Source organism: Acinetobacter sp. 161(2023) (assembly GCF_037027805.1).
Classification (GTDB): Bacteria; Pseudomonadota; Gammaproteobacteria; order Pseudomonadales; family Moraxellaceae; genus Acinetobacter.
In genome coordinates this window covers 85064-98708 of the sequence record NZ_JAZEYD010000012.1, presented here as the reverse complement: position 1 = coordinate 98708, position 13645 = coordinate 85064, and the positions used below count along the sequence as shown (strand labels likewise).

Below are 13645 nucleotides of genomic sequence, written 5' to 3'. Positions count from 1 at the left end.
ATGGGCAATCTTAAAAATGATTGCAAAGTAAAAAATAGTTAAGTTTATGATTTTTATAAAATTAAAATGAGAAACATACGCATTTGCAGTTTAAGTTAATTAAATTTTCTCTGCAAAAAGAAACGCTTGTCTGATTTATAAGTTCAAACAAGCGTTAAAATATAACTAAAACCATCAATTTATAAATTTGTAACTAAAATCAATGGTTCTTATTTCGGTAGGGTTATTCGCTTAAGGTCTGCCCATAGCTTGCCATAAGTGATAAGAAATCAGTCTCATTCATAACAACAATACCGAGTTTTGCTGCTTTTTCTAGTTTCGAACCAGCCTTTTCACCCGCAACAACACATTTAGTTTTGCTCGACACGCTACCACTTACACGTGCACCTAATGCTTGTAGCATTTGAGTCGCTTGATCACGAGTCATTTGCTCTAATGTGCCTGTTAACACCCAACTTTCGCCATTTAATGGCTGACGCGTTGGAGCTGTTGGTGCATCCCAATGAATCCCTGCTGCAATTAAGCGATCAAGCACTTCAATGTTATGTGGCGCCAAGAAAAAGTCAGCAATCCATTCTGCAGTAATATCACCGACATCTGGGGTTTTCTTTAAAGCTTCAACATCAGCAGCTTTAAGCGCTTCTAAAGTTTGGAAAGTATTGGCTAACATTCTGGCAGTAGTTTCACCTACCCCACGTATTCCTAAAGCATAAATAAAACGTGCAAGCGTTGTCTTCTTACTGGCCTCAATGGCATCAATCAGATTTTGTACCGACTTCTCGCCCATTTTCTCAATACCGAGTAAAGTTTCTCGGTGCTCATGCAAATGGTAAATGTCGGCAACATCTTTAAGCAAATCGAGATGTAATAAAGACTCTACCCAACGATCGCCTAAACCTTCAATATCAAGCGCCTTACGTGACACGAAATGACGAATGGCTTCAATTCGCTGAGCAGCACAATAAAGACCACCAGAACAACGTGCTAAAGCTTCCCCTTCAGGCATTACAACGGGTGAGGCACAAACAGGACAGCTTTCAGGTAAATGTACAATTTCAGCGTCAGGTGAACGGAATTCTGGCCAAACTTTTTCTACTTTAGGAATAACATCTCCCGTACGATACACACTAACTGTATCGCCAACACGCACATCAAGACGATGGATTTCACCAATGTTGTGTAAAGTTACATTGGAAACTGTTACTCCCCCTACAAATACGGGGTTTAAACGTGCTACAGGCGTTAAAGTCCCTGTACGCCCTACTTGCCAATCAATCTGATCAACTGTAGTTAATGCAGCTTGTGCAGGGAATTTATAGGCCGTTGCCCAACGCGGCTCACGACTTAAGAAACCAAGTTGCTGCTGCTGTTTTAAGTCATCAACCTTTACGACCATTCCATCAATTTCAACTTGTAGATCTGGACGTTCTTTTTGAATTTGCTCATAGCGCTGCTGTACTTCTTGAATTGAATTACATAGATATTGACGCTCAGCAATTTCAAATCCAAGTTGTGTGAGCCATTGTAGGCTGTCGTGCATGGTCGTTAGGCTATGATTTGGTTCGCACTGGGCAATACCATACGCATAAAACGCTAAAGGTCTACTAGCAGCAATATTCGGGTCGAGCTGTCTTAAACTACCTGCTGCGGCATTACGCGGGTTGGCAAACGTTTTATCACCTTTTGCTTCCTGATCAGCATTAAGTTTCTCAAAGCCAGACTTTGGCATGAGTACTTCACCACGTACTTCAAGCAAACGTGGAATTTCAAAGTGATCTGAATGCAACACTTTAGGCAAGTTGCGAATCGTTTTGACGTTTTGAGTAATGTCTTCTCCGGTTTCGCCGTCACCACGTGTAACGCCACGTGTTAACACACCGTTTTCATACCAAAGCGAAATCGCAAGACCATCAAGTTTTAGTTCTACTTCATATTGTACTTTTTGGTTAGGCAAACGCTCTTCTACACGGCGAGCAAATGCAAACAAGTCTTCCTGATTAAAAACATTCCCCAAAGAAAGCATCGGAACGACATGAGTCACGCTTTGAAATTTAGAGAGTGCTTGGCCGCCTACTTTTGTTGTTGGAGAGTCTGGTTGAACCTGATCAGGATATTGCTCTTCTAAAGCTTTTAACTGGTGAAATAAATGATCGTATTCACTGTCCGAGATTGTCGGCTGATCCATTACATAATAGGCATGGTTATGCTTTGCAATCAGTTGAATAAGCTGACGCATCTGTTCGATCACGGAAGTTGTTGCCATTATGTTATTCACCATAAAAAAGGGTGGAAATTTCTCCACCCTGAGCTGCGACTAGATATGTTGCAATTATCGCAACGAACGTAAAAAATTAAAACTAGGCAGTCGCATGTGCCGGACGATAATCAATCACATGATGACGCCAGTGCTCTTTTAACTGTGGTGTAAATTCAAGATTATTTTCATCATAAACTTTGCCATCAATTTCACGAGCAATTAAACCTGCAATACTTGCCATCATGTCAAAACCAGTCACAGCTTTACTGTTTGGAAGCGCAAGGAAAAATGCTAACCCTTGAACTTGTTCACTAGATAAGGTTTCAAGATCAAACCCAGCTGGTCCATTGTCTGTCATACGCAGTACTGAAAACATGAGTACGCTCGGTTCATCCGTATTTTCATATCGATGGAAACATGACATTTCGCCATAACGTAAACCGTATTTTAATAATACTTTAAGTGCTTTATCGCCAGACAACGCGCGACGCGGATTCGGAAAGACATTTAATGCAATGATCTGTTCAGCGACCGCTAATGCACTTTCATCATCATAACGTTGCTGCTCATGCAAATGTACATCCAGAATATTACTCTCGCCTTCAAATTCAGCAATTTCGGTAGTTTCAATATTTGGGTTTAAACTCAACTCAGGCTCAGTTTTTTCGCTTTCAGATTTTAAGTTTTCTTCTGATAAAGCTTCAGCTTCTGATTTAACAGAAACGGTATTAACTAACTCAACTGAACTATCCGTGTTAATGGTAGAACTTTTTAGAGTTTCTTTAGATTTAATTTTATCTGAAGAGTTTTCAACAACTAGTTGAGTTGGTTCGCCTGAAATTGATTTAGCGGGTTCTACAGCCAGAGTTTCTGTTTGTTTTGTTTCACTGACTTGTACCGATGTAGATTCATTTAACGTCGGCTCTACTCGCTCTGCGCTAGTCGCAGATACACGCTCGGCTTCAACTTGCTCAAGCTGATCTCGCACATGTCTAGGTATAACTGGTTGATTACTATCAGGATTAATATGCAAATCACTATCTAATGAAGGTTCGGCATGGTTTGACTTTTTTAAAATCATTTTTAAGCCAATTAGCATAATAACAATGGCGACAACGATGCCAATAATCGTATTGATTTCCATTCTATGACTCCGAAACTAACCCGTATTCTTTTGCCTGTTCTAAATCGACAGTGACTAATTTTGATGTACCCGGTTCAGGCATGGTCACACCCAACAAATCAGTTGCCATGGTCATTGCCAGCTTATTATGTGTAATGTAAATGAATTGTACATGTTCAGAAAGCTCTTTTACCAAATTACAATATCTCTGAACATTCGCATCATCAAGTGGTGCGTCCACTTCATCTAACACACAGAACGGTGCCGGATTTAATCTAAAAATCGCAAATACTAATGCTAACGCTGTTAAAGCCTTTTCTCCACCGGAAAGTAATGCTAGAGAACTATTTTTCTTACCCGGTGGTCTTGCCATCAGTTTAACACCAGATTGCCAGTCATCTTCAAGACTTAAACTCGCTTCACCACCATTAAAGACCTTTGGAAACAGATTTTGCAACTCTTGATTAATCTGATCAAAGGTTGTCATAAACAACTTACGGGTTTCCTGGTCAATGCTTTTCATCGCATCTTTTAGTTGAGTTACCGTATTTTCCAAATCTTGGATCTGGTGACTCAACTCATCAAAACGCTGAGAAACCTCTTCAAACTCTTGTGAAGCCGCCAAGTTAACCGCACCGATTTTTTCAAACTGTTTCTGTACTTTTTCCAGTTTTTGCTGGTGCTCGGTTAAATCGATTTGTAAGCCTTTTTGGATTTCGGCATTTAGCTCTTTAAGCTGTTCTTGGTAATGTTCACGATCTGACTTAGCTGCTTGCCATGCCAAACGCTTCTCTTCAAGTTGTTCTCTGAGCTGTTCATCTTTTTGTTGATATTGATGACGCTGATCTGTCAGGGTTTGTTGTTTTTCCTGCACACTATTAAGTTCAAGCTGCCATTCATTCCAGTTCTTTTGCAACTTTTCAGTTTTGGCAAATTGTTGCTGAAATTCTGACTCAAGATTTGGTAACTCTAATTGAATAGGGTCAACAAATTTTTTCGCTTGTTCCATTTGAGCATTAATTTGCTGATATTGACTCTGCAAGAACGAAATATCTTTTTCAAGTAATTCGATCTGTTGGGTTGTTTGCGTGCTATTACGGCATAAAATTTCACGTTCTTGTTGCTGATGTTGCAAAGCTTGTTGCTGTTCTTCTAGCTGCTCTGTTAACTCTTCTACCCGAAATTGCAAAGTTTTATAATCAGGTAAAATGGTTTCAAGTTTGATTGCTAGAGCATGCAAATCAATTTCCAGATCATCTTTTTGCATTGCATCTTCTTCAAGCTGCATGTCTAACTGAGCTAACTGATCTTTCAATTGCTGTTTTTGCAGTAAAAATGCTTGTGCTGCGGTTTGCTGTTTAGCAATTTGCACATCAAGCTGTTGTAAGTCTTTTTGTTTTTGTTTAACAACTTGCTGTTTCTGCTGCAAATCAGACTGCAACTGCCCCAACTCATGTTTTTGCTGAACTAAAATTTGATCTAATGCTTGTAACTCAGGTTGCTGCTTTTCAAGAGCTTGTTCAATTTCATCTAGACGAATGCGATGGCTCAGCATACCTTGTGCACTTTGACTTTCGTCATCATACATAAGAGCAATCACCCAATCCTGCCCGACATGATAACCATCTAAAGTCAAAATAGACTGACCATGTTGTAGTTGCTTTTGCTCATTTAAAGCAGCAGTCAAATCTTGTGCAATCGCTACATTCGAAAAGATTGATAGCTGTGGCGAAGCAATCCAGTCATTTAGACAGGTTAAATTACCTTTAAATTGACTTGTTTGCTCTGAAGGTTTTAACTGGCGAGCAACGCCTTCTTGAAAAGTTTGTTCGGTCTCAAGAATATGAGCTTGTAACCATTTCGCTAAAAACTTTTCAACAATCTGCGCATGTGGTTTGCCTTGCTCAGTTAACTGTAAAGCCTGCATTAAACGTAGTGCATTTTGATGTTGCTTTGGGCTTTGCTTAGCAACAAGCTGGCTTAGATTTTTTTGCTCTGATAATAAAACCTGTATTTCTGTTTTTAGCGTTTGTTGCTGATTTTTTGTTGTCTGATGCGCTTGTTGAGACTGTTCAATCTGTTGCACATACTGCTCAATTTCAGCCTCTAACGTCGAGATTTCACGACAAAGCTGTTGTTGCTGTTGCTCAAATTCGCCCTGTTCATCTTCATGAACATGCGATTGAATCTGACTTGCTTGATGGTGCAACGTTTCTCTTTGCTGTTCAATGCGTTGAACATTTTTGCCTAACTGCTCAATTTGAGCAGACATCTGCATTTTTTGCTGCTGTTGTTTTTCAACCTGAGCTTTTACTTGTTCAAATTGTTGCTGTGCTTGTTTTTGCTGAGATTGTAAATCAGCAAAGTTTTGTTCAGCTTCCGTTGCAGTATGCTCAATTCCAGTTAATGATTCTGTTTGTTCATCTAGCTGATTATTGAGTGTTTCAAGTTGCAATTCAGAAAGCTTTAAACGTTCTTTAGTTTGGAATTTTTGCTGTTCTAACTGAACGAGAGTCATACTATTTTGCTGGTATAAACTCTGTTTTTGTTCCAGAGTCATTTTCAGTTCAGATAGTTTTTTCTCAGCTTGTTGCCACTCTTGTTGTAGTGGTGAAGATTGCTGAATAAGTCGCTGAAATAAAGCACTGGTTGCTTCTAAATCATGTTCAATCGTACTTAACTCTGAGCGAACCAATTTAAAAGTTTCACCCAGTTCATTCATTTGAACTGTATATTCTTCTTGTAAGCGTACGCTTTTATCTGCCTGAAAAGACAGAATTTCAATTTTCAGGGTACGAATCTGGCTTTCCAGAGTTTTATATTGAACAGCTGCTTCTGATTGACGTTTAAGCGTCTTCAGCTGTGATTTTAATTCGAGAGCAATATCTTCTAAACGTGAAAGGTTTTGCTCAGTGTGTTCAAGATGTTGCAACGTTTCGCGTCGACGAGCTTGGTAGCGTGAAACACCTGCTGCCTCTTCAATAAAGATACGCATTTCTTCAGGTTTGGCATCAACCAAACGGTTAATCATGCCTTGTTCAATCACCGCATATGAACGCGGCCCTAACCCTGTTCCTAAGAAAATATCGGTAATATCACGGCGGCGACAACGTGTGCCATTTAAGAAATATTCGGATTTACCTTCACGGGTGACCTGACGACGAACGGCGAGCTCATTATAGGCATTATAAGACCCGCCCAATTTGCCATAGGTATTATCAAAATATAGCTCAACACTCGCCACACCCACTGGCTTACGCTTGGAGGTTCCTGTAAAAATAACATCTTGCATGCTACCACCACGTAGCTGACGAGCATTTGATTCACCCATCACCCAACGAATGGCATCAATTACATTTGACTTGCCACAACCATTTGGACCAACCACTGCTGTGCGGTTAGCCTTGAAATTTAAAGTTGTACTATCTGCAAAAGATTTAAAGCCGGAAAGTTTTAAACTGCTTAAACGCATAATGCCCTAACTAGCGGCGTGAGCGTCTTGCCCAGGCCAATTCAATCTGTTTCATTCGTGTCAGCGATTCCAACACAAGGTTACGTAAGTGTCGACAAAAATCTTCCATAAATAAAGCGGCTTGTTGTGATTTTCGGATCAAAATTGCATCAGTCACGAGTTTAAATAATTCAAATGCTTCTTGTAGTTCCCGCTTAGAGGTATTTAAGGTCAAAAAATAACTGCGACGTAGTGAAGGTAGTAACTCTTTATAAAACTTCATTAGGTAAGGGTTACCCACCATATCTTGCTGTTCAGCGAGATATTGAAAAACACCATCATAAAATTTTTCGATATCACCTGCTTTTACATGCTCAAATAATTGTTCTAATAAGAGCTGCAATTGATCTGCTTCATGTGCTCGCCATGTTTCACTGATGCGTTGAACAATATGTCCCAATAACATCATATTTGTGTCAAACAGTGCTTTAACCTGCTGTGCAGACATTTCTGAAACGATTGCCCCGCGGCGTGGAAATATCTCAATTAAATGAGTACGCTCTAATAATAACAATGCTTCACGAACTGACCCTCGGCTCACATCAAGCTCTTTGGCAATACGTAATTCTTGAATACGCTCGCCTTCAACCAGCTCACCACTAATGATCTGTTCGCTAATATATTTGACAATTTGCTCAGAAAGACTTTCTGTCTCTTCGAGATTCATAAATCACCCGCTACTTTTTATATGCATTAATCCATGCTTTTCTTTCGCATCCTTGTTTTTAACTGATCGTACCGATTAAAAACTATGTCATTGTCTGACAATTTTATTGCATTTTAAGCCAACCCATTTAAAAACAACACCAAAATCTGATGAATAAAAGCCCCGAATGTTCTTCTTTTATTGAATAAAAAAAGCTCGAATTTCTAAAAACTCAAGCTCTTAAATCATAATTCTAGCAAGATGAATATTTTATTATTTAATGCATAATCCCTTTATAAATAAAGTAACTACCCACCACAACCAACAAACAGGCAAAGCATTTTTTTAACATTTGTGGTGACAATGCATGAGCAACTTTTGCGCCAAACTTTGCTGTAACAAAACTCATGACACTAATGCCAATAAACGCATAGATGTGCACATAACCAATCGTGTTAGGTACAGAGATATGTTCTTTTGCACCAAACCACATAAAGCCAATTGCACCCGCAACAGCAATGGGTAAACCACAAGCGGCAGAAGTCGCGACTGCTTTTTGCATGACAACACCATGACGGTTTAAATACGGAACAGTTAAGCTACCGCCCCCAATACCAAAAATTGCAGAGGCAACACCAATGCCACCACCCGCCATAAATTGCATAGGTGTTGAAGGAAGCTGACGTGTTGGGTCAACAACCACATTTGCCCCTTTAAACATGCGATAGGCCATCACAACCGCAAAAACACCAATAAGGAGCTGTAAATGCTGACCAGACATCAAATCGGCAATACCTGCTCCTAAAAATGAGCCAATAATCAGCCCAGGTGCCAAGTTACGAAAAACAGGCCAAAGAACCGCACCCTTTTTATGATGGGCAGAAACTGAACTAAAGGACGTTACGATAATGGTTGCAAGCGATGTTCCGACTGCAATATGCATGATTACCGCGGGGTCATAGTGCAACTGGGTAAAAACCACATAGAGGATTGGTACAATAATTAGTCCACCACCAACTCCAAACAATCCGGCAGTAAAACCAGCAATTGCGCCAATGAGTAAATATATGATTAACTCCATAAATGTTTTACCACTCTGCTCATATTCAACATGGATTTAGAGACTCGCCAACTACAACAACTTTTAAGCGCAAAAAACCAGCTTCCAGAAGTGGTTTTATTAAAAGCAACCACAACTTCGACCAATGATGATATTCGTGAAATTGCCCAAAAAGGCATTACAACGGGCTTGGTTTGTAGTGCTCAACAAACTCAAGGGCGAGGTCAACATCAACGGCAATGGATTTCACCTGAAGGAAACATTTATTTAAGCACATTGGTGCAAACTCGAACACCCTTAGATGGTCGCTTAGCACTTGAAGTTGCTCTAAATATTCTGCAAATTCCGCAGTTACAAGCTCTGAATTTGCAAGTGAAATGGCCAAATGATTTGTATAGTGCTCAGGGCAAATGGGGTGGAATTCTGGTCGAACCGCTTTCCCAACATCAGGCTATTGTGGGCGTAGGTATTAATTTAAAAACACCACCAGTGACTGATAGTGATCAACCGATTACATCTCTAGAGGATTTAGGCCTAGAACAAATGAGTCGTCTTGAACTCATTTCAGAGCTTTATGTTGCAATTCAAAATGCAGCTCGCTGGTTTGATCATGGTTGCTACAATTTGGCTGGACGTTTTAACCACCACGCCGCATGGCTTAATCAGTTGGTGCAGTTCGAACATAGTCAGGGATTGGTACATGGTCGTTTCGTTGGAATTTCCAATGAAGGTGCAGTAATTCTTGAAACTCCGGAACCTCAGCAGTTTTATCAAGGTCGTTTAAGACCACAAGTGAATCAATAAACAGGTATTCTTCCATGAAAAGTTTATGGCTTGATATCGGGAACACCCGTTTAAAATATTGGATTACTGAAAATCAGCAAATTATTGAACATGCAGCTGAGCTACATTTACAGTCCCCTGCCGATTTATTACTGGGTTTAATTCAACACTTTAAACATCAAGGTCTGCATCGCATTGGGATTTCCTCAGTACTCGATACCGAGAACAACCAACGTATTCAGCAGATTTTAAAATGGCTAGAAATTCCTGTTGTTTTTGCCAAAGTTCATGCTGAATATGCTGAGTTAAAGTGCGGCTATGAAGTTCCAAGTCAGCTCGGAATTGACCGTTGGCTACAAGTACTCGCTGTGGCTCAAACAGATGAAAATTATTGCATTATTGGATGTGGAACAGCCTTAACGATTGATTTAACGCAAGGTAAACAGCATTTAGGCGGTTATATTCTGCCAAATCTTTATTTACAGCGCGATGCACTCATTCAAAATACTAAAGGTATTAAAATTCCAGACTCAGCTTTTGATAATTTAAACCCAGGCAATAACACAGTCGATGCAGTGCATCACGGTATTTTGTTAGGCCTTATTAGTACGATTGAAAGCATCATGCAGCAATCTCCTAAAAAGTTGCTCCTTACAGGTGGAGATGCACTGGTTTTTGCTAAGTTCTTGAAAAAATATGATCCAGTCGTAGAAACTGATCTTTTGCTCAAAGGACTACAACAATATATTGCTCATTATCCTAAAGACTAAAACACAGAACAAAATAAAAGGCGCTATATGCGCCTTTTATTTTATAAGTTTATTTCTTTTGGTCGTTGTTGCCAAACAGTGGTCCCATTCCACCACCACCGCCGCCGCCAAATTGTTTTTGCATATTGCCTAATGAACGCATCATTTTGCTCATACCAGATGGATTCGCAAACTTCTTCATCATTTTAGCCATTTGTGCTTGTTGCTTAATGAGTTTATTCACTTCAGCAACATCCATACCACAACCAGCTGCAATACGTTTTTTACGGCTTGGGTTCATTAAGTCTGGATTACGGCGTTCTTTAACGGTCATCGACTGGATAATAGCTTCCATTTTCTTGACCTGTTTTTCAGGATTCGCTTGCTCAATCGCTTGCTGAATTCCTGCACCGCTCATGCCAGGCAACTTATCTAAGAAGCCCATCATGCCGCCCATACTTTTCATTTGCTCAAATTGCATCAGCATATCTTCAAAGTTGAAGCTGCCTCCTTTTTGCAATTTTTTAGCCATTTTTTCAGCTTTTTCTTTGTCGATTTTACGTTCAACTTCTTCGACTAAAGAAAGTACGTCACCCATGCCTAAAATACGTTGAGCAACACGATCTGGATGGAATGGTTCTAAAGCATCAAGCTTCTCACCCATACCCAAGAACTTGATTGGCTTACCCGTAATTGCACGTACAGAAAGCGCAGCACCACCACGTGCATCACCATCAGTTTTAGTAAGAATCACGCCTGTAAGTGCCAATGCATCATTAAAGGCTTTAGCTGTATTTGCAGCATCCTGACCTGTCATGGCATCAACCACAAACAAGGTTTCAGTTGGCTTAACGGCAGCATGTAATTCTTTAATTTCGTCCATCATGTCTTCATCGACATGTAAACGACCTGCGGTATCGACAATTAACACATCAGCAAATTGGATTTTTGCTTGTTCAATTGCACGATTAACGATATCAATTGGCTTTTCAGAAGCATCTGATGCAATAAAACCTGCACCAACTTCTGCTGACACAGTTTCTAACTGTTTAATTGCTGCTGGACGGTAAACGTCGGCAGAAACCGTCATTACTTTTTTCTTTTGACGTTCTTTTAAGAAACGTGCCAACTTAGCGGCAGTTGTCGTTTTACCCGCACCTTGTAAACCAGCAAGTAATACAACAACGGGAGGCTTAGCACTTAAATCAAGTGTTTCATTCGCCTCACCCATCATCTTGGTGAGTTCGTCATAGACAATTTTTACAAATGCCTGGCCTGGTGATAACTGAGTCATCACTTCTTGGCCCAATGCCTCTTCCTTAACTTTCGCGATAAATTCACGAGTTACAGGTAACGCGACATCGGCTTCAAGAAGTGCCATACGTACTTCACGTAAGGTATCTTTAATATTGTCTTCGGTCAGCTGCCCTGAGCCAGTAACATTTCTTAAACTCTGTGTGAGTCGTTCTGTTAAGGTATCAAACATTGCAAAATCCGCTTAAAATGGCTAGTTGCAAAAAAATCTTTCTCGAAATAGAAAATTTATGCATAGAATGCTATAGGATACTTTAGTTCGCAGCGAATTTATATCTTATATAGATGAATTAATCCTGAAAAAGGTTTGACATGATTAGCCTCCCCTTGGTTTACACAATTTTGGCACTCATCGCATATACCACTTCTTTCTGGTATCTGTTTATTCGTTTAATGTCAAAACGTGAACCAAACCCATGGTTATTTGCTTTTATTGCAACTTTGGCACTTCTGTTGCACGGCACAGTTTTATGTCATGCCATGCTGACACCAGCCGGAATTAACTACGATGTTTTTAACTTAGTATCGTTTACATCGTGGCTTATGCTGTTGTTAAGTTTAATTTTTAGTATTTTCCGTCCCATTGTACCGTTAAACTTGTTAGGCATTCCTGTAGCAGCTATTGGTCTAATTTTAGGTTTTGCATTCAGCCGGCCAGATCAATTTATTGAGCAGCATTCTTTAGGCTTAGATACTCATATTATTCTTTCACTTTCTGCCTATGCAGTTTTGCTGATGGCAACTATTCACGCTATTTTGCTATGGTTCCAAAATCGTGAACTCAAAAAGAAACAAAAAAAACGCTTTTGGGTCAATTTACTTCCGCCAATTCAGGCAATGGAATCTTTGTTATTTGACCTGATCATTACTGGGTTCATTTTATTAACGATTGCACTCACTTTTGGTTTCTTGACGATCGATAGCTTCTTTGCACAGCATCTCGCTCATAAAACTGTCTTTAGTATTATTTCATGGATTATTTATGGCTCACTCTTGATCGGCCATTACAAACTCGGATGGCGAGGTCAAAAAGCGATTCGTTTTACCTTAATCGGCTTTGTGCTTTTAGCCATTGGCTTTATTGGTAGTAAATTTGTGCTTGAAATGATCTTGGGTCGTTAAATAAATTAAAAGTTCTTCGATACTAGACAGCGTTATACATATCCCGTATAACGCTGTTTTCTTTTTGCTCAGGTGACACAGACTGTGAAACTCATACTCGCTCCAATGGAAGGTTTAACTGACCCGATCATGCGGGATACACTCACATCTGTTGGTCATTTCGACTGGTGTGTGACCGAATTTATTCGTGTTACAGACAGCATTTTGCCAGACCATATTTACTATAGTTTTTGTCCAGAATTGAAAAATGAAGGTAAAACCGTAGCTGGTACACCTGTTCATGTCCAGTTCTTAGGTAACAACCCAGATATGCTGGCAGCAAATGCTGCAAAAGTGGTTGAACTAGGTGCTCCTGCAATCGACCTTAATTTCGGCTGTCCTGCGAAAACTGTAAACCGACACCGAGGTGGCTCTGTTCTTCTTGATGAGCCTGATGTTGTACATATGCTCATTAAAGCAGTCAGAGATGCGGTACCTGCTCATATTCCTGTTTCAGCAAAAATGCGCTTAGGTTATCTCGATGAAAATCACACCATGGAAAATGCCCACGCTGTTGAAGACGCTGGTGCAAGTTGGTTAACGGTTCATGCACGCACTAAAGCAGACGGTTACACGCCACCGGCCTATTGGGAAAAGATTCTGCCTATTAAAGAAGCTTTAAAAATTAATGTCATTGCGAATGGTGAAATCTGGACCAATGCTGATGCTAGAGCTTGTCAGCAACAATCTGGTTGTGAAGACTTAATGATTGGCCGTGGTGCGGTAACGACTCCAGATTTAACCCAATGCATTCGCCAAAACATGGATGAAGCGTTATTCAGTTGGGAACAACTGGTTGATTTACAAATTCGCTTTTTAAACGGTCAAGCAAAGACAGAAATTGGTATGGTTGGTCGTTATAAGCAATGGTTAGGCATGATGACCAAAGCCTATCCACAAGCTAAAAACTTATGGGACCAAGTTAAACGGATTAAAGCTTTGGATGAAATTGTTCAACAGTTAGAACACACCAGATCAGAAAACATTTAACGCAATATAGTCAAAAAAAAGGGCGATTGTTTTTACAACCGCCCTCCTTCG

10 protein-coding genes are annotated in these 13645 nt (G+C 40.0%); 4 read left to right on the top strand and 6 right to left on the bottom strand.

Features of this window, described 5'->3' with window-relative positions:
• Window positions 1-223: 223 nt before the first annotated feature.
• The 5 genes from ligA to WA249_RS12970 all read right to left on the bottom strand — a co-directional run bounded on the left by ligA (window position 224) and on the right by WA249_RS12970 (window position 8618).
• A complete protein-coding gene (gene ligA / locus WA249_RS12990; protein WP_336169265.1) occupies window positions 224-2263 on the bottom strand; it encodes an NAD-dependent DNA ligase LigA in 2040 nt (679 codons plus the stop codon).
• Window positions 2264-2357: 94 nt separating this feature from the next.
• Window positions 2358-3401 carry a cell division protein ZipA C-terminal FtsZ-binding domain-containing protein gene (locus WA249_RS12985; RefSeq protein ID WP_336169263.1) on the bottom strand — a complete coding sequence of 348 codons (1044 nt, stop codon included), beginning with the start codon at window positions 3399-3401 and terminating at the stop codon, window positions 2358-2360.
• A 1-nt stretch (window position 3402) separates the two neighbouring features.
• On the bottom strand, window positions 3403-6852 hold the full coding sequence (smc, locus tag WA249_RS12980; protein ID WP_336169261.1) for a chromosome segregation protein SMC: 3450 nt from the start codon (window positions 6850-6852) through the stop codon (window positions 3403-3405).
• A 10-nt stretch (window positions 6853-6862) separates the two neighbouring features.
• Window positions 6863-7558: a GntR family transcriptional regulator gene (locus WA249_RS12975; RefSeq protein ID WP_016139097.1), complete on the bottom strand. Its 696-nt coding sequence runs from the start codon at window positions 7556-7558 to the stop codon at window positions 6863-6865.
• A 256-nt stretch (window positions 7559-7814) separates the two neighbouring features.
• Window positions 7815-8618, bottom strand: a complete 804-nt coding sequence (locus WA249_RS12970) for a sulfite exporter TauE/SafE family protein (protein WP_336169259.1) — start codon at window positions 8616-8618, stop codon at window positions 7815-7817.
• Window positions 8619-8648: 30 nt separating this feature from the next.
• On the opposite strand from WA249_RS12970, the gene WA249_RS12965 reads away from it, so the two are divergent.
• Window positions 8649-9401 (top strand): biotin--[acetyl-CoA-carboxylase] ligase, encoded by a 753-nt coding sequence (locus WA249_RS12965; protein ID WP_151822262.1) that lies wholly within the window; start codon window positions 8649-8651, stop codon window positions 9399-9401.
• A gap of 14 nt (window positions 9402-9415) precedes the next feature.
• Window positions 9416-10150: a pantothenate kinase gene (locus tag WA249_RS12960; RefSeq protein ID WP_336169256.1), complete on the top strand. Its 735-nt coding sequence runs from the start codon at window positions 9416-9418 to the stop codon at window positions 10148-10150.
• Between the two features lie 49 nt (window positions 10151-10199).
• Here the strand turns inward: WA249_RS12960 and ffh are convergent, their stop codons facing one another.
• The gene (gene ffh / locus WA249_RS12955; protein WP_004794257.1) at window positions 10200-11615 is read right to left on the bottom strand and encodes a signal recognition particle protein; all 1416 of its coding nucleotides are present in this window, start codon (window positions 11613-11615) and stop codon (window positions 10200-10202) included.
• A 140-nt stretch (window positions 11616-11755) separates the two neighbouring features.
• Here ffh and WA249_RS12950 point away from each other — a divergent pair, with 140 nt between their 5' ends.
• Both WA249_RS12950 and WA249_RS12945 read left to right on the top strand, forming a co-directional pair.
• On the top strand, window positions 11756-12565 hold the full coding sequence (locus WA249_RS12950; RefSeq protein WP_336169255.1) for a cytochrome C assembly family protein: 810 nt from the start codon (window positions 11756-11758) through the stop codon (window positions 12563-12565).
• An 84-nt stretch (window positions 12566-12649) separates the two neighbouring features.
• Window positions 12650-13594, top strand: coding sequence for a tRNA dihydrouridine synthase (locus tag WA249_RS12945; RefSeq protein ID WP_336169254.1), 945 nt, complete (start codon window positions 12650-12652; stop codon window positions 13592-13594).
• Window positions 13595-13645: the final 51 nt, after the last annotated feature.

What these genes read in the sequence shown, in the direction of transcription:
- WA249_RS12975 (WP_016139097.1), bottom strand. Translation starts at nt 7,558, where the DNA reads ATGAATCTCGAAGAGACAGAAAGTCTTTCTGAGCAAATTGTCAAATAT.
- smc (WP_336169261.1), bottom strand. Translation starts at nt 6,852, where the DNA reads ATGCGTTTAAGCAGTTTAAAACTTTCCGGCTTTAAATCTTTTGCAGAT.
- WA249_RS12985 (WP_336169263.1), bottom strand. Translation starts at nt 3,401, where the DNA reads ATGGAAATCAATACGATTATTGGCATCGTTGTCGCCATTGTTATTATG.
- WA249_RS12960 (WP_336169256.1), top strand. Translation starts at nt 9,416, where the DNA reads ATGAAAAGTTTATGGCTTGATATCGGGAACACCCGTTTAAAATATTGG.
- WA249_RS12950 (WP_336169255.1), top strand. Translation starts at nt 11,756, where the DNA reads ATGATTAGCCTCCCCTTGGTTTACACAATTTTGGCACTCATCGCATAT.
- ligA (WP_336169265.1), bottom strand. Translation starts at nt 2,263, where the DNA reads ATGGCAACAACTTCCGTGATCGAACAGATGCGTCAGCTTATTCAACTG.
- ffh (WP_004794257.1), bottom strand. Translation starts at nt 11,615, where the DNA reads ATGTTTGATACCTTAACAGAACGACTCACACAGAGTTTAAGAAATGTT.
- WA249_RS12970 (WP_336169259.1), bottom strand. Translation starts at nt 8,618, where the DNA reads ATGGAGTTAATCATATATTTACTCATTGGCGCAATTGCTGGTTTTACT.
- WA249_RS12965 (WP_151822262.1), top strand. Translation starts at nt 8,649, where the DNA reads ATGGATTTAGAGACTCGCCAACTACAACAACTTTTAAGCGCAAAAAAC.